15 protein-coding genes are annotated in these 16,528 nt (G+C 35.3%); 2 read left to right on the top strand and 13 right to left on the bottom strand.

All coding sequences use genetic code 11. The features are described 5' to 3' along the window. Nucleotides 1–66 precede the first annotated feature (66 nt). From CAT7_RS02320 to CAT7_RS02330, 3 genes are all read right to left on the bottom strand, one after another. Entirely contained in the window at nucleotides 67–753 is a 687-nt protein-coding gene (locus CAT7_RS02320) for a ComF family protein (RefSeq protein WP_007721588.1), read from the bottom strand. Continuing rightward, nucleotides 750–2,099 carry a DEAD/DEAH box helicase gene (locus CAT7_RS02325; RefSeq protein ID WP_007721590.1) on the bottom strand — a complete coding sequence of 450 codons (1,350 nt, stop codon included), beginning with the start codon at nucleotides 2,097–2,099 and terminating at the stop codon, nucleotides 750–752. Before CAT7_RS02325 ends, CAT7_RS02320 begins: the two co-directional genes overlap by 4 nt. A gap of 121 nt (nucleotides 2,100–2,220) precedes the next feature. Further along, nucleotides 2,221–3,072 carry a DegV family protein gene (locus CAT7_RS02330; RefSeq protein WP_007721592.1) on the bottom strand — a complete coding sequence of 284 codons (852 nt, stop codon included), beginning with the start codon at nucleotides 3,070–3,072 and terminating at the stop codon, nucleotides 2,221–2,223. Nucleotides 3,073–3,274: 202 nt separating this feature from the next. Here CAT7_RS02330 and CAT7_RS02335 point away from each other — a divergent pair, with 202 nt between their 5' ends. Continuing rightward, nucleotides 3,275–3,907, top strand: coding sequence for a YigZ family protein (locus CAT7_RS02335; RefSeq protein WP_007721593.1), 633 nt, complete (start codon nucleotides 3,275–3,277; stop codon nucleotides 3,905–3,907). A 149-nt stretch (nucleotides 3,908–4,056) separates the two neighbouring features. Then, a complete protein-coding gene (locus tag CAT7_RS02340; RefSeq protein WP_231549447.1) occupies nucleotides 4,057–5,112 on the top strand; it encodes an LCP family protein in 1,056 nt (351 codons plus the stop codon). Between the two features lie 81 nt (nucleotides 5,113–5,193). Here the strand turns inward: CAT7_RS02340 and CAT7_RS02345 are convergent, their stop codons facing one another. The 10 genes from CAT7_RS02345 to CAT7_RS02390 form a co-directional block, all read right to left on the bottom strand. Beyond that, complete coding sequence (locus CAT7_RS02345; protein WP_035019350.1) at nucleotides 5,194–6,273, bottom strand: glycosyltransferase family 4 protein; 1,080 nt, start codon at nucleotides 6,271–6,273, stop codon at nucleotides 5,194–5,196. Nucleotides 6,274–6,411: 138 nt separating this feature from the next. Then, nucleotides 6,412–7,128, bottom strand: coding sequence for a GntR family transcriptional regulator (locus tag CAT7_RS02350; protein WP_007721599.1), 717 nt, complete (start codon nucleotides 7,126–7,128; stop codon nucleotides 6,412–6,414). A 10-nt stretch (nucleotides 7,129–7,138) separates the two neighbouring features. After that, nucleotides 7,139–7,846 carry a glucosamine-6-phosphate deaminase gene (locus CAT7_RS02355; RefSeq protein WP_007721601.1) on the bottom strand — a complete coding sequence of 236 codons (708 nt, stop codon included), beginning with the start codon at nucleotides 7,844–7,846 and terminating at the stop codon, nucleotides 7,139–7,141. 34 nt (nucleotides 7,847–7,880) lie between these two features. Next, nucleotides 7,881–9,011, bottom strand: coding sequence for an N-acetylglucosamine-6-phosphate deacetylase (gene nagA, locus CAT7_RS02360; protein WP_007721602.1), 1,131 nt, complete (start codon nucleotides 9,009–9,011; stop codon nucleotides 7,881–7,883). Nucleotides 9,012–9,086: 75 nt separating this feature from the next. Further along, nucleotides 9,087–10,985, bottom strand: coding sequence for an LTA synthase family protein (locus CAT7_RS02365; RefSeq protein WP_007721604.1), 1,899 nt, complete (start codon nucleotides 10,983–10,985; stop codon nucleotides 9,087–9,089). Nucleotides 10,986–11,021: 36 nt separating this feature from the next. After that, nucleotides 11,022–11,972, bottom strand: coding sequence for a glycosyltransferase family 2 protein (locus CAT7_RS02370; protein ID WP_007721606.1), 951 nt, complete (start codon nucleotides 11,970–11,972; stop codon nucleotides 11,022–11,024). A 127-nt stretch (nucleotides 11,973–12,099) separates the two neighbouring features. Then, nucleotides 12,100–12,927, bottom strand: a complete 828-nt coding sequence (nadE, locus tag CAT7_RS02375; RefSeq protein WP_007721608.1) for an ammonia-dependent NAD(+) synthetase — start codon at nucleotides 12,925–12,927, stop codon at nucleotides 12,100–12,102. A gap of 124 nt (nucleotides 12,928–13,051) precedes the next feature. Next, entirely contained in the window at nucleotides 13,052–14,530 is a 1,479-nt protein-coding gene (locus tag CAT7_RS02380) for a nicotinate phosphoribosyltransferase (RefSeq protein WP_007721610.1), read from the bottom strand. Between the two features lie 88 nt (nucleotides 14,531–14,618). Next, nucleotides 14,619–16,040, bottom strand: coding sequence for a glycosyl hydrolase family 28-related protein (locus tag CAT7_RS02385; protein ID WP_007721612.1), 1,422 nt, complete (start codon nucleotides 16,038–16,040; stop codon nucleotides 14,619–14,621). A 26-nt stretch (nucleotides 16,041–16,066) separates the two neighbouring features. Then, complete coding sequence (locus tag CAT7_RS02390) at nucleotides 16,067–16,525, bottom strand: SprT family protein (protein WP_007721614.1); 459 nt, start codon at nucleotides 16,523–16,525, stop codon at nucleotides 16,067–16,069. Nucleotides 16,526–16,528: the final 3 nt, after the last annotated feature.

A 16,528-nucleotide genomic window follows, 5' to 3' on the forward strand; every position in this document is an offset into this window, starting at 1 on the left:
ATGCTTAAATTAATTATATATTAACCCCAAAATATTGCAAATAAAATCGATTACATTTAGGGGATTTTAACGAGAAATTGAAAACGTTTCAATGCTTTTTGCTCCATTTTCAAATAAACAGTCTGCAGCATGAAAAAAAGTCCGGCCTGTTGTATAGATATCATCAACTAAAATGATTGATTTGCCTTTTATATTCTCTTGAAAGATTTCAGCTACTTTAAACGGTTGTGGAGACAGCATCCGCATTTTACGATCTTTGCTTGATTGTTTTTCTCCTGTTCCACAGTGAATTAACGCTGGCATGTACTTTACCTTTGCAAATTCCAACAAGCCTTCAACTTGATTGAAGCCTCTTAATTGTTTGCTTTTATAACTTATCGGGATAGGAATGATTAATTTCTTCTGCTTATAAAAAAAAGTTTGAATCTCCTTTTTATATAATTCTCCAAGCCGATAATCTCCAGCATATTTATAGGCTTCTATCCACTCTTTTATGAAATCATTGTATTGGTAAAGAGCTGTATGTTTGAATGGATAGTTCGGATAGTCTGCTTTCCATTTTTGACAATCTGGACAGAGCCCATCCTCGCTCCAGTAACGACTACAGCCCAGACAGACAGGGCCAATCTGTAATGAAACTAATTTAGCAGAACATGAATCACACCTAACTGTGGGTTCAATTTTAGTAAAAGTAAGCAATGTTCTTAACTGAATGACTTCTTTTTGAGGTTTCTTGCACCATAAACAATTCATTGATTTATCAGTAACCCTCTTTCACGAGCTAAGCGATTCATTTTTTTTATTTGACGAATAGCACTTTTTAAGGCTTTTGTTTGACCATAATGGAGAAAAAGCACTTCACCAGTTGGAAAGTCCTTGTGCCTACCAGCACGACCGGCAATTTGAATCAAAGCGGCTTCTGTAAATGTTCGATCTTCAGCACCGATAACTAAAACATCTATATCTCGGAAAGTGACACCTCGTTCCAGAATAGTCGTCGTTAGCATGAACTGATAGGTTTCATCACGCATACTCTCTACTTTCTCTTTGCGTTGTCCATCTTCAGAAGAAACACTTGTAAATGAACAGTGCGGAAAAATTTCCTTAAGGTATACTGAAAAGTCTATCATCAATTCTATATTCGGTACAAAAACAAGAAATCGACGATGTGCTTGTATCAGACGGTTAATTTCTTTATAGATAACCGCTTTCTTTTGCCGCTTAATGATCGCATTACGCCAATCTCCTGCCCACATGGCTTTAGGTTCTGGCAAAGCATATCCATGATAGCGTGCCGGTAAAATTGAAGCGGTTAATTTTTTTTGCGCAATATCCTGCCTCATTTTTTTATTTGGAGTAGCCGATAAGTAAATAAGGGCTCCTTTCGTTTTTTTGGCTTTTTGTGCTGCAAACTGTAAACCATTATCTGTATCAAACGGAAAAGCATCAATTTCATCAATAATTAAAACGTCAAAAGCCTCTTTAAACCGCATCAACTGATGCGTCGTGGCAATAACTAATTGTGTGTACCTATAGGACTCTTCCATATCTCCATAAAGAGTGAGCTGTTCGACATCTTGAAATGCACTTTTTAGACGAGGTGCTAATTCTAAACACACATCAGTCCTTGGCGAAGCAATGCAAACCCTTTTTCCTTCCCTTATCGCCAACTCAATTCCTTTGAACAACATTTCTGTTTTTCCAGCACCCGCTACTGCCCAAATCAATCTTGTTTGTGCTGCCTTTATCGTCGACTCAATCTCTTTAGACGCCCTTTCTTGTTGGACTGATAATTTCCCTTGCCAAGTTAATACTGGTTCTTTTACAGGAGAAAATCGATTTTTTTCTGTAAGGGCATAAAGCAGACTGCATCTTTTTATTTTTCCCATTTGAAGACAACGAATGCAATAAAAACAGTGGTCTCCACAATTGCATGGAGCGGATTGTCGGTCTTGCGGCTGGTTAGATCCACAACGACGGCAGGTTATTTGTTTTCCTATTTCTATGAAACCTGGTGAAGTAGTCCCTTCCCACTCTTCAGGTAAACCATCGTTCAGCTCACTTTGCACTAATTCTCTTCCCATCAAAAAATAATCCATCTCAACTCACCTCTTTATAGTAATGTACGCAAAAAAAAGAGGTTGAGAAAAATATCTCACCTCCTTTTGACTATTAAATAGTTGTTCTAAATGAATTTTTTAATAAAAATAGTATAATAGCTTAATTTTTTGTCGAATCTTCTATCCAAGTCATTCCTAATGCGCCTTCACCTAAATGTGTCCCAATAACCGGACCGAAATAACTGAGTTCATAACGAATAGTTGGGTAACGGTGTTTTAAGTTTTCCATCCACTCAATCGCTTCTTGTTCAGCATTAGCATGAATAATTGTCGAAACGATTGGATAACCTTTTGCGACATCTTCACCTAATATCTCTTCGATTCTTTTAAGTGCTTTTTTCTTCGTTCTTATTTTTTCAAAAACCGTAATTTTTTTATCTTCAAAATGTAAAATTGGTTTTATTTTTAATAATGACCCAATCATTGCTGATCCATTGGAAAGTCGTCCTCCACGAACCAAATGATGCAAATCATTTACGACAAAGTAGGCCTGTAGTGTGGGTTGCATTTTTTCAAATGCCTGGAAAATTTCCTCAACGGTTGCCCCTTCATTTGCCATTCTGGCTGCTTCTAGTACAAAATACCCTTGTGCTGAGCAACTGATTCCTGAATCATAAGGATAAATCTTTAAACCTTCATATATATTCGCTAAACTTGCTATCGTGTTGTATGTTCCGCTAAGTTCACTCGACAAATGAACACTTATAACAGCATCATAATTTTTTGAAAGTTTATTAAATAAATCTATCGTTTGACCAATGGTTGGTTGAGAACTTGTCGGCAAAGCATCCATTTCTTCGACTCTTTTAAAAAAATCATTATTCGTTATGCTCGTTTCTTCTATAACATCATTTCCCATAATTACCGATAAAGGTAACCTGTAAATAGAATATTGTTCACATTGCTCTTCTGTTAGATAAGCAGTACTGTCTGTTACAACTGCGATCCTCAAATCATCACCTCACTAGCGTATTTTTGTATCTAAAATTTTATACTTAAGATAAAAGTATAGCATATATATTTTAGGGTTCAACCTCCTCAATTGCTCAGACTGGTTTTGCTTATTTTTTCTATGATTAGACCTTGTTGAATACTCGTACTAACGGTACACTAACTAAACAAAGTAATTACTTAGGTTAACGAAAGGATTATCTATGTTAAATCATTATTATACAATTGAACAAGATGGGCAATTTGAATTAGAAATTAAAAAATCTCGTTTTATTTGCCATTTAAAGCAGGTAACAACTGAAACAGATGCTCAAACCTTTATTCAAGCAGTTAAAAAGGAACACAGCAAAGCCAATCATAACTGTGTTGCTTATTTGATTGGTGAACAAGATGAAATTCAACGTGCATACGATGATGGAGAACCCTCTGGCACAGCTGGTGTTCCTATGTTAGAAGTTCTGAAAAAAAAACAATTAAAAAATGTTGTTGTTGTTGTTACTCGTTATTTTGGTGGTATCAAGCTTGGAGCAGGTGGCTTAATACGTGCGTATGGAAAAGCTGTCAGCCAGGGGTTGGTTGAAATCGGTGTAGTTGAAAGAAGACTACACACTCAAATAACTGTTGTCGTTGCTTATCCAGCCTCTGGAAAATTAGAAAATTCTCTTCGTGAAGCAAACTATACAATTAAGGATGTTCTTTATTCCGAAGTGGTCTCTTTTGTCTGCCTAGTAGATCAAGAACACCTGAATGCGTTCCAAGAAGAAGTTATTGAATGGCTTAATGGGCAGGTAAGTTTTAAAATAGGTGAAAACGTTTATTGTGACAAAAAAATGTAACGTTAATATTAAGAAATCGTTACTTTTTTTAAATAAACTTTCTACTTGTTTTTATTCGTGATAGAATAAACAAGATATTTTAGGCTAAAGATTTTGTGTAGTGGCCTCTATTTGATCAACTGAAAAGCAAAATGATTTTTTGAAGGAGAATGAGAGTGAAGAAACATTCTAATACTAGCAGAAGTGTATCGTACGTTAATAAAAGAAAAAAACGAAAAAATATTATTATTCTCAGTATACTAATTCCAATTATGATCATCCTTTTAGGAGGAGCAGTTTATGCAGCTAAGCTATACGCAACTGCTCAAAAAACGATTGATGATTCGTATCATGAGCTAGATCGTACGAAAGAAATAGAAGTCGATCCGATTAAAGAAACGACTTCTATCTTGATCATGGGAATTGATGATACTGAAGATAGAAAGCTTGGCAGTTCAAGAACGGATTCACTTATCTACCTTACTATCGACCCTAATAACCATGAAGTAAATATGGTCAGTATCCCTAGAGATACATATACTCCAATCATGTACCAAGGGGAAAATGAAGGTGAGGACAAAATCAACTCCGCTTATAGCGAAGGTGAGGAACAAGCAACAATTGAAACAGTTGAAGAATTGCTAGATGTTCCTATTCATTATTACGTAACATTTAATTTTGATGCCTTTTTAAAAATCATTGATGCTTTAGGTGGAGTCGAAATGGATGTTCCGATAACTTTCTCAGAACAAAATTCTGATGGTAAGATGAATCAAATCACTTTAGAAAAAGGGTATCAAACGTTGAATGGTGAAGAAGCGTTAGCCTTGGCTCGTACAAGAAAAATTGATAATGACGTGATGCGTGGAGAAAGACAACAATTGCTGATACAAGCCATTGTAGAAAAAGCCTTAAGTGTTGGTTCAATTACTAAATACACTGATGTTATTGAAGCTGTTGGATCAAATATGCGTACAGATTTAACGTTTAATGAAATGCTAGGAATCGCTCAAACAGGACTAGAAGGTTCATATAAATTCAACTCTTATACATTTGAATGGACTGATTTCATGTTAAATGGTGCAAGTATGGTTGAACTTTATCCAGATAGTGTTGATTTTATTAGTCATCGTTTCCGAGTAGCATTAGGTCTAGATTCTTTAGATGAACGTGATGCTGAAGATTATGAATTTGAAACAAATGGCTTAACGAATTACGCTTACTAGAGGACTTCGTTCTTTATCTTTTGCATAATTTAATAAATAAAAAAATGGGCACCAAGACTGTTTAATCTTGGTGCCCATTTTTTATCGTTTTCGATTTAATTTCTTTGCAAAACGTCCTAGTCTTGATAATAAAGGTCTTCTTTCTTCACTCACTAAACCAATTAATTCCATAAACAACTCTAAACCAAGCAATAATCCTATGGTTAACATTATGGAACCTATGAAATCAGATAATGGATACATTAATGCAATCAATGAAAACATTGCGGCAATACAGTAAATAGCCAGTACCGTTTGTCTATGAGTCAAACCTAATGTCATTAGGCGATGATGCAAATGCATTTTATCCGCACTAGAAATTGGTTTTCGATTTAACCGTCTTCGCAATATAGCGGCTACCGTATCAGTAATCGGTATGCCTAATATGACAACCGGTATGATAACTGTAATCAATGTAGCATTTTTCAATCCTTGTAACGACATAATAGAAATCATAAAGCCTAGAAATAAAGCGCCAGTATCTCCTAAAAAAATGCGAGCTGGAAAAAAATTATACGGTAGAAAACCAACAGCTGCAGCAACTAGCGTAAAAATCATGATAGGTACCACAACATCATCAATCGTTAAAAAGAAAAATCCAATGATACCCATGGTCGTTAAGGCAATAATTGAAACTCCAGTTGCTAGCCCGTCTAGGCCATCAATTAGATTAACAGCATTTGTAATAGCTAATATCCACAGTAACGTTATTGGTAAACTGAAAACACCTAATTGTATTTCTCCAATTAAAGGCAATGTAACAAGATCCATTCGAATATCAGCAACATAATAAATGATAAGCGCGCCTATAACAATACCTAACAGTTTCATTCTTGGCGATATCTCGACTAAGTCATCGATTATACCTGTGATAATGATAACAGTAGACGCAATAAACAAGGGTATCACTTGTTTAAAAGGGATAGGTTGCAAAAAAAACAATGAAATATAAAAAGACAAGTAGATGGCTAATCCACCTAATGTTGGCATAGGCTTTACGTTTACTCGTCTTTCACCAGGTTTGTCTATAGCATTTACTTTTAATGCTAATTTTTTTATTAGCGGTGTTAGTATAAAACTGATAATGACTGTTAACAAACAGAACACTAAAACTTGAAACATATCATACATAAAAAAGAAACCTACTTTCAAAGCCATTCTTCATTTCATTATACAAACATAATTACTAAAACACAATTGCAATTTAGTTTTGAATTTTACGAGTACCGTGAAAACAAAAAAAATTACGCTAGCAATTGCTTAGCGTAAATCTTTTTCTAAATAAAATTCAAATCTTTCGCCTACATATTGAGTACGAACATACTCAAAAGGCAGATTTTCTTTTGAATAACTAATTTGTTTTAACTGAAGAATAGATTCCCCACGTTTTATTGATAAATATTCCGCAATTTTTTCAGAAGCTCTCATGGCTGAAACGGTTTGTTCAGCTCGCATGACGGTAATGCCTTGTTCAGATTCCAATACTTTATAGAGAGATTTTGTGATTTCCTGTTTTCCTAACGATTCCACCAGATAATATGGAATCGTTGCTACTTCAAAACAAATGGGAATTTCATCAGCATAACGAATCCGTTCCATTCTTAAAACCATATCTTCAGTCTTTAACTTCAAATTTCCAGCTTCACTCACACTGGCAGGCTTCACGTGATAAGAAATTGTTTTACTTGTTGGTTTTCGTCCTTGTGAAATCATAATATCTGTAAAACTTTGAATACCTGCCATTTTTTCTTGCACTTTTTTATTGGATACATAGGTACCAGACCCTACTTTTCGCTCTAGTATTCCTTCATCTACAAGAGTTTGTACGGCTTGTCTCAAGGTCATTCGGCTGACACTAAATTGGATAGCTAAATCTCTTTCAGAAGGAATACGCTCTCCAATTTTCCAAACTTCTTGTTCTATCATTTTTCTTATCTGATTATGAATTTGAATGTAAATGGGTGTCGCCTTAGCCATTATTTCGCTCCTAACGTTGAATTAATTTCGCTGCTGCCTCATCTACAATCATAATTACATTGTCATGATTTTGCAAGATACTTCCAGGGACATTTTCAGTTACAGGTCCTTCAATTGTATTTTTGATAGCTTCAGCTTTTGTTTCACCATACGCCATCAAAATTATTTTTTTAGATTTCATAATTGATTTGATTCCCATTGAGTAAGCTAAACGTGGAACATCTTCAATAGTATCAAAAAAGCGTTTATTCGCTTCAATTGTAGATGGAAGCAATTCAACTTTATGTGTTGTTAAATCAAAAGAAGTCCCAGGTTCATTAAATCCGATATGTGCGTTGCTGCCAATACCTAAAATTTGAATATCAATTGGGTGTTTTTCAATAATTTGATCATAACGTTCACATTCTTCTTGTGCGTCTTTAGCCATACCATTTGGTACAAATGTTTCTTTAAATGGTTTTTTAGAAAAAAGTTCTTGGTCCATAAAATAATGGTAACTTTGAGAATCTGTAGGTGCAAGTCCCACATATTCATCTAAATTAAGAGCTGTCATTTCTGAAAAATCTACGTCACTTTGAATCATTTCGTGATACAAAGTAATAGGTGTACTCCCTGTAGCTAAACCTAATACTTTTGCTCCTTGATTCATGCCTTCTTTAATCAATTCAAATGCTTTCTTTCCGCCTTCGATGTTATCTTTCACAATAATTAGTTCCATTTTTTAATTTCCACCTTTTCTTTTCAATTTTAGTTTAATAAACCATTTTCCCGTAACTAAATGTATGCTCTACATCAAAATCATTGCTCATTAAAATTAAATCAGCATCCATTCCAGTTTTTAAACTACCTTTTTTATTTAACCCAAATTCTCTTGCTTGATTGACAGAAGTCATTTTTACAGCATCTTCAATAGAACAACCTGTAAAAGCCATAATGTTTTTAAATGCATCATTGAACGTTAATACACTTCCTGCTAGCGTTCCATCTTCTAATCTTGCTTGGCTATTTTTCACTAAAACTTTTTGTCCACCTAATTCACTTTCTCCATCTGGCAAGCCTTTAGCACGCATTGAATCTGTGATTACTTCAATTCTGTCTGGACCTTTAACTTTATATGCAAGGTTAACCATATCAGGATGGATGTGGTACCCATCGACAATCATTTCAGTATAAATAGAGTCTTCTAAGAATGCATGACCAGTCACTCCAGGTTCGCGATGATGTAACCCTCTTTGTGCATTATACAAATGTGTAATATGAGAAGCTTTAGAATCCATCAACTGAGCTCTAGTAGCATTGCTGTGTCCGATTGAAAGGACAATATTATGATTCACACAATAATCTTCAAATTCTGAAGCATCGCTTGTTTCAGAAGCATACGTTACTAATCGAATCCGGTTCCCACTTAACTTGTTCCATTTTTCCATTTGTTTTGCATCTGGCACACGAATAAATTCTTCTGGTTGTGCTCCTTTAAAAACTTTCGAAACAAAAGGACCTTCTAAATGAATTCCTTGTATCGCTGGATTTTTAATGGCCGCTTCATTGATCGCTACCAGTGCTTTATCGATAGCATCGTAAGATTGCGTCATCGTTGTCGCAAAGTAAGAAGTGATTCCTTCTTGATGCATTTTTTGGATCATTTGATTGATTTCTTCTGAATTCGCATCCATATTGTCGTAGCTGTATCCACCATGACTGTGGACATCAATAAACCCAGGCAAAACAATTTTCCCTGAAGCATCTTGTTCTTGATCAGCCGTTTCTTTTTTATATTCACTCATTCTTCCTACAGCTAAAATTTCTTCAGAGAAACGAATAAAAGCATTTTCAATCTTTTCTTCTCCTGTATACACTGTTACATTTGTAAATACATTAGCCATTTAAGTTTTCTCCTTTACTCTTTTTTATCATTATAAATGGTATAGACCAAAAAAGCAAGCGAAAAAATAAAGCATTTAATCTTCAAAGAAGTTAAACGCTTTACTATAATTTTCACCCACGGTCACATCGTATTGAATTGTATCATAAACCTTTAATAACTCTTGTGTTTCTTCTGAAAGATCTGCTCTTTTTTCAAATACTTCTGTTGAATTTCGTTCAATATATAACCCTTTTTCAAAAGCTGGCAAAGCTTCTTCTAACTCCATCAACAAAGCATAATAAGGGGTAACTTGCGCATTTGTAGTATTTAAAATATGATTCATGAAATAAATTGGGCTGATGGTTCCTAATGCACCCGATTTTTCTGCAAAGTTAGGATAAACTAACAGCGGAGTCTGATGCATTTTTAAACTTCCATTGGTTTCAGCAATAGTTTCACTATAAAAACTAGGTAAGTGGTCGCCCCAGAATATGACAATTGTTTTTTCAGGTAATTCATCTATAGTTGTTAAAAAATCAGCTAGTGCGTCATCACTATAAGACAAGTCCTGCAAATAGTTAGCTGCTTCTTTGGCATTTCCCGTTCCTTGAGCTGAGAAAGCTGTTCCAGGGTATTTACCACTATAAACCATATGATTCTGCATGGTAACCAAATGAATAAAATCCGATTCATCTGTGGTTTCCATTTGTTGTAAGACTTCTTGATAAGCTGATTCATCTGAAATATAAGGATTTTGACCTTTTTTAGCTGAAAACTCCATATTTGTTTCATTTAAAAATGTTGTAAACCCTAACTTTTGATATACTTCATTCCGTTTATACATCGTTGTATTATAGGGATGAATAGCCGTTGTTGCATAACCCTGCTGTTTTAAATAGGAGATGGCAGATGGCAGTTCATTCATTCTAGAAACCAATTGCGTATAAGGAGTTGTTAAACTTGCCGACATTGGTTCCATGGACAGTCCCGTCAATACTTCAAATTCAATATTGGCCGTTCCACCTCCATATCCTTGAGATAAAATTGTTCCACTCAAAGTAGTTTCCTTCAATAGTCGTATTTTTGGAATAGGATCTTCTGAAACGGTTACTCCTTCCAGAGCTAAAGGATCTGAAAAACTTTCATTCATTACATAAACGATATTCACATCATTTATTGCTGCTGGTCTCGTTTCGTTTATTTCAGCTGCTCTTTCTTTGTATTTTTGAACGATATCCGCTATTTGTTTTTTTGAATAGTTAGCTGGTTCTGTCATTGCATCGACACCCAAGTTATACAAAAAGCCTCCTATAAAGCCATTATTATAATAATTCATTTGTTGGCTGTAAGGTATCCAATAGGCATAACGATCGTAGGCAGACTTCAATACATTTCCCGGCTGATTAAATCCAATGCTGTAATGAAGAACACCGCTAGTGATAATAAACGTTACTCCTCTTACTATCCAGTTTAATTTCTTTTGTACCGGATTAGTCCATCGCTTTGAACTTCTTTTTTTCTTAATGAACAAGATAATACCTAGGCTCACTAGACTTATTAGTAAGATAATAACCGCTATTACTAATTTTCTATCAACCATTTTAAGCAAAAAAGGCAATTCATTGATCATCGTGAAATCAGAGGGATATAACGGCTCACCGCGTAAGGCCATCTTCTGTTGCGTGGTCACTCCCATTGCTACTGTGATAATCAACAAAATTAATGCACTCAACCAACGAGAGCCGCTGAGTGCTGTAAGCCATAAATACAGCGTAAATAACAAAAACATTCCTAATAAAAACATCTCTGTATGCCACTGAAAAGTAAAATGAATAGCTAAGGAAAAATTATATTGATTTTGAAACAGTTGCAAGGAAAAGTTTCCAATGAATGCTGTAATCAATCCTAAAAGAATCGTTTTCAAACCATTTATCAGCCTACCAGAATCGCTATCTGTAAATTGATTCATTCGTTTTTTATTTATTTTTTTCATCACAGTCACCTTTACTAAAAACGTTCTTAACCTGTTTTATTTTTTTGGCTTTTTATCTGTTTCTTTTAAAATATAAATGGGTCTTTTTTTTGTTTCTAAATAGGTTTTTCCAAGATATTTCCCTACTATACCTAAACAGAATAATTGCAATCCTCCGATAGCTAGTATAATCGTCACTAAAGAAGGCCACCCAGCTGTTGGATCGTCAAATAAGACCGTTCGAATAATAATCACGATCATGAAGAATACAGCAATAATAAAAGAGGCTAATCCTACAAACGATGCTAGTGCCAAAGGAATATCTGAAAAATCGACTATTGCATCTAATGAGTATTTAAATAAAGACCATACCGACCAAGACGACTTGCCAGCCACACGTTCCTTATTTTCAAACTCTAAATATTTTGTGTCAAATCCTACCCAACTAAAAATCCCTTTTGAAAAACGATTTACTTCAGTCATACTGAGAATAGCATCCACCATTTGGCGGGTCATCAATCTATAATCTCGCGCTCCATCTACAAATTTCACATCTGAAATACGATTCATCACTCGATAAAACTCTTTTGCTAAAAATGACCGAATAGGGGGCTCGCCTTTTCGATTGACTCTTCTTGTCCCTACACAATCATAAGATTCATCCCGTATTAAATGGAGCATTTGTGGCAATAATTCAGGTGGGTCTTGCAAATCCACATCCATTACAGCTACATAGTCACCAGTAGTATGCTCTAACCCTGCATACAAAGCAGCTTCCTTTCCAAAATTTCGTGAAAAGGACAAATATCGAATCGAATCGGGGTAATCTTGTGCCATTTCTCTTAATACCGTTAATGTATGGTCTTTCGAACCATCATTAACAAAGATATATTCTATAGTCGTATTCGTCAACGCTGTACGGATTTTCTCCACTGCAGCAAAAAAGAGAGGAATCGTTTGTTCCTCATTATAACAAGGAACGACGAGTGACAACTTCTCCATTTCCATTCGTTCCACCTCCTTGTTTTTTTTTTTTGAAAAGACTTTAAAAATCTAGCCAATTTATAAGAACAAAAAAGCTGGAATTTGTCTTCCAGCCTTTTATAAATGCTTATTTCCTTTATTGTTCAATTTTTCATTTCCAAAAATCATCAAATATCGTAATTGGCAAGTGTCGTTTGTGTTCTGTTTTTACAAACCAACTTTCAATTTTTTGAGCTGCTTCTGCTGGCACTTCTTTGCCTTCTAAGTAATCATCAATTTGATCATAAGTTACGCCTAATGCTTTTTCATCTGGTAATGATGGTTTATCTTCTTCTAAATCTGCAGTTGGTATTTTTTCGTATAGATGTTTTGGGGCTTCAAGTTCTTTTAATAGAGCTTTTCCTTGGCGTTTATTTAATCTAAAGATTGGATTAATGTCCGTTCCGCCATCACCAAATTTAGTGTAAAATCCGGTAACGGATTCCGCAGAATGATCGGTTCCCACTACAGCACCCTTATGACTTCCAGCTATAGCATATTGAATAATCATTCGTTGACGAGCTTTGATGTTTCCTTTAACAAAATCACTAACAGTTGTACTGCTATCTTCTAAAGTTTGTACAGTTGCATCTACTCCAGGTTTCACATTAACTTTAACAACTTTATCTGCTCCAATAAACTCAATGGCATCCATAGCGTCTTTTTCATCGGCTTGTTCCCCATAAGGGAGGCGTACAGCAATAAATTGATATTCGTTATCTCCAGTCTCTTCTCGCAATTCAGTCATGGCCAACTGGCTTAATTTCCCAACTAACGTCGAGTCTTGCCCTCCGCTGATACCCAATACTAACGTTTTTAAAAAAGAATATTTTTTTATATAATCTTTTAAAAAATCCACACTTTTTCGTATTTCAATTTTTGGATCAATAGATGGTTGAACGCGCATTTCTTCAATGATTTGTTTTTTTAATTCTGCCATATCTGTGTCCCCTTTTCTTTGATTAATCGTTAAACGTAGTATAGCATAGTTTTTTTTGACTTTATCATTTCTAACTTCAAAAAAAGAATCAGTAACTGATCCTTTTTTTGAAACTATTTTACTATTAGATAAGTGGTTTATTTGACAGTTTTTTCACGTCATCGCGTGCTTTTTCAATGGACTTAATTTTATGGTGATACGCTGATTGTGATAGATCTACTGGATATGCCTCTGGATTTAAGCTACGTTTATACTCTTCCCAAAGCATCCCTAAACTGACTTCAGCATACGTTTTAATTTCCATTAATTTTGGCAGATCATACACTAATTCTCCATCTACAAAAATTTCTTTTAGTAGAGGTCTAGCACTAAAATCCGTTACTGTTTTATTAATATATGTGTGTACCGGATGGAACATAAACAATTCTTCTTTTTGGTCGGGTCTTTCTTCCCAAAGAGTAATATAATCGCCTTCTGACTTGCCATCTTCATTTTTAGTAATACGCCACACCTGTTTTTTACCCGGTGTTGAAACTTTTTCAGCATTGCTAGAAAGTTTCAATGTGTCTACCATATTTCCTTGTTCATCTTCAATAGAAACTAATTTATAAACAGCTCCCAGAGCCGGTTGGTCGTATGCTGTGATTAATTTTGTCCCTACGCCCCATACATCAATGCGAGCACCTTGCATTTTCAAGTTTAAAATGGTCTTTTCATCTAAATCATTTGATGCATATATTTTTGCTTCAGTAAATCCAGCATCATCAAGTTGTTGACGTACTTTTTTTGAAATGTATGCCATGTCTCCACTATCAATCCGGACACCCAAAAAATTGATTTTATCGCCAAGTTCTCTTGCAACTCGAATAGCATTTGGAACGCCAGATTTCAAAGTATCATAAGTATCTACTAGAAAAACACACTCTTTATGTGTTGTCGCATACGCTATAAATGCATCATAATCATTGCGGTAAACTTGTACTAATGAGTGCGCATGCGTTCCACTAACAGGAATACCAAAAATCTTCCCTGCACGTGTATTACTTGTTGCATCACATCCTCCAATATAAGCAGCTCTTGTTCCCCAGATAGCTGCATCCATTTCTTGTGCTCTTCGCGTACCGAATTCTAAAACGGGCTCATTTTTTACAATTGATTTGATGTTAGATGCTTTGGTTGCAATCAACGTTTGGTAATTTAAAACATTTAAAATAGCTGTTTCAACTAGTTGGCAATCTGCTAACGGACCTTCTACTTGAATAAGCGGTTCTCCTGCAAAAACAACTTCTCCTTCAACCATTGAACGAATCGTTCCTTTGAATTTAAAGTCTTTTAAATAAGCTAAAAATCCTTCTGGGTATGTGTTTAAACTTCTTAAGTAATCAATATCACTTTGCGTAAATTTTAATTTTTGAATGTACTGCACAATGCGCTCTAATCCGGCAAAAACAGCATATCCACTATTAAAAGGGTTACTTCTAAAATACGATTCAAAAACCGCATGTGCATCTGCTTTTCCTAATTCCCAATAGGTTTTCATCATATTGATTTGGTATAGATCAGTGTGTAATGCCCAACTGTCATCTGGATATATCGTATTCATTACTCTTCCCCTATCTCTAATTTATTCCCGTTAATCATAACATAAAACTACTAGAAATATGGCGATTTAAAGATTTTATCTGACTAGCTTAAACCACGTATCCATCTAGGTATACTCTACCTGTTTCTTTACCTATGCGGACAGGTTTTTTTGCATGTCCATAATTTCTCAACTGAATTCCTTTAATAGCAACTTCTGCTGCCCGATATTGGATAGCTATAGCAATTTTGTCTGACCGATTCTCTTGTTTGGTTACAGCAAAAAACTGGTGAATGGCTACTTTTTGGTACGCAGATACAACTAGTGATCTTGGCGTTGAAGCTGTATAAAGATTAGTCGTTTGCGGATAACAAGCGGCAAGAAAAGTTGCTCGTATACCAAAAGCTGATTTCGAGTAAGCATCATCTCCTTGGTGGTGACCGATGTGCCTAAAATTATAAGATCGGTTGTCATGCTCCGAAAAGTGCCCAACAATTTGAACATCCGAAGCGGCCGAACTTGTTTCATGAGCTTTTATCTCAACCCCTCCAAAACAAAAAGCTGTATGGTTATTTACTAAAGTCACATGTTGCGAACCATCATCTACTTCGATTCCATTTGAATTAGAGTAGCCTTTTTTGTGAGAACGTCCACTAGGATGATGCGCATAAGAATTAGAGATAAACAGATAATCGCTATGGTGAGTGGTAATTCCATCATCGCCAAATCCGCTTGTTTCAATTTGATCAATCCAAACGTATTGACTGCCTCCAGTTGCTCTAAGACCGTCTCCTGAGTAATTATATAGTGTTGATGTAACATCGATGCCATGCAATCCCGGATTAATTATTTTCACATTACGAATTACAGCATATTTCACTTTGGCTAGCGTAATCCCGCTTGAGTATGTTCCACCGGTCGCTGTCTTTTCGGTGCTGCTTAACCTTGTAACATTCCAATCTAAACTCATTCCTTCAATATAGATATGATGATTGCCATTTAAATGATGTTTATTCGTAATCAAGCGTGCTTTTTTGGGGGCATCCTTATGCAAAACAAGCCTAGTTCGATTGATTCCACTTCCAACCAATTCTGTATGAGAAGGAACTTCAATTTCTCTAATGACATAATTTCCAGGTGGGATGATTACCCGTCTAAATCCTGAATCCAAAGCTTTTTTAAAGGCGGTTGTACAATCTTTCTCTCCATCACCCACTGCACCATAATCAAGAACAGATACCGTTTTTGTTCTCTTTTTCAACCAAGTCATTTCAAAATCCAATACTATTTTCCAAAGTGGGAAAACCGTGCCCTTTTTATTTACTAAGACAGGTGGTTCAGTCGTAAAATCATTTTTTACAGAACAGAGTCCACTGATTGTTGACCAACTTGATTTTTGTTGTGCCAAACTACCTGCTAGCGTTCGAAATATTTTTTCTGTTTCATCAATCGCTAGTTGCTTTTTTAACGGACTGCCGTATGAGGGGAAAACGGTCATTAATTTTTGCTGAATTATTTGTGTTTGATTCATTTTTTTCACCCCTAAGTTTTGTTATTTCATTCCTGAATCTTAATGTACAACAACTTACCGCTACATTGACCACAAACGTACTTTTGAGTATTCACTTTACGCTGACGATAAATGAACTGTGCACAACTTTGACATTGATACACTACTCTTTTTTTTACTGGCTTAGGGTTACCTAACGACTTTACAAATCTTGATCCACCGACTTCAGTTAATAGTTGTTTAAATTCTTTGTCTTTGTGCTGAAATCCTTTACCCGATAAATGCAAATGATAATGGCACAGTTCATGTTTAATCACGCCTAAAAACTCGTCTGCTCCAAATGTTTCTAACACTTTTAGATTGAAGTCTAAATGATGCGACTTTAAATGGTAACGCCCTCCAGTTGTACGCAACCGATTGTTAAAAGTTGCTTGGTGCTGAAAAGGCAATCCAAAACAATCGAGTGATGTCTTTTCCACTAGTACCTGTAACTCAATTTGATTCATTCC

The sequence above is a fragment of the Carnobacterium sp. AT7 genome, from assembly GCF_000171855.1.
GTDB classification, from domain to species: Bacteria; Bacillota; Bacilli; order Lactobacillales; family Carnobacteriaceae; genus Carnobacterium_B; species Carnobacterium_B jeotgali.

Excerpts from the sequence above, each read along its gene's own strand:
- CAT7_RS02320 (WP_007721588.1), bottom strand. The coding sequence starts at position 753 with ATGAATTGTTTATGGTGCAAGAAACCTCAAAAAGAAGTCATTCAGTTA.
- CAT7_RS02325 (WP_007721590.1), bottom strand. The coding sequence starts at position 2,099 with ATGGATTATTTTTTGATGGGAAGAGAATTAGTGCAAAGTGAGCTGAAC.
- CAT7_RS02335 (WP_007721593.1), top strand. The coding sequence starts at position 3,275 with ATGTTAAATCATTATTATACAATTGAACAAGATGGGCAATTTGAATTA.
- CAT7_RS02340 (WP_231549447.1), top strand. The coding sequence starts at position 4,057 with ATGAGAGTGAAGAAACATTCTAATACTAGCAGAAGTGTATCGTACGTT.
- CAT7_RS02345 (WP_035019350.1), bottom strand. The coding sequence starts at position 6,273 with ATGTTTCAAGTTTTAGTGTTCTGTTTGTTAACAGTCATTATCAGTTTT.
- CAT7_RS02350 (WP_007721599.1), bottom strand. The coding sequence starts at position 7,128 with ATGGCTAAGGCGACACCCATTTACATTCAAATTCATAATCAGATAAGA.
- CAT7_RS02355 (WP_007721601.1), bottom strand. The coding sequence starts at position 7,846 with ATGGAACTAATTATTGTGAAAGATAACATCGAAGGCGGAAAGAAAGCA.
- nagA (WP_007721602.1), bottom strand. The coding sequence starts at position 9,011 with ATGGCTAATGTATTTACAAATGTAACAGTGTATACAGGAGAAGAAAAG.
- CAT7_RS02365 (WP_007721604.1), bottom strand. The coding sequence starts at position 10,985 with ATGAAAAAAATAAATAAAAAACGAATGAATCAATTTACAGATAGCGAT.
- CAT7_RS02370 (WP_007721606.1), bottom strand. The coding sequence starts at position 11,972 with ATGGAAATGGAGAAGTTGTCACTCGTCGTTCCTTGTTATAATGAGGAA.
- nadE (WP_007721608.1), bottom strand. The coding sequence starts at position 12,927 with ATGGCAGAATTAAAAAAACAAATCATTGAAGAAATGCGCGTTCAACCA.
- CAT7_RS02380 (WP_007721610.1), bottom strand. The coding sequence starts at position 14,530 with ATGAATACGATATATCCAGATGACAGTTGGGCATTACACACTGATCTA.
- CAT7_RS02385 (WP_007721612.1), bottom strand. The coding sequence starts at position 16,040 with ATGAATCAAACACAAATAATTCAGCAAAAATTAATGACCGTTTTCCCC.
- CAT7_RS02390 (WP_007721614.1), bottom strand. The coding sequence starts at position 16,525 with ATGAATCAAATTGAGTTACAGGTACTAGTGGAAAAGACATCACTCGAT.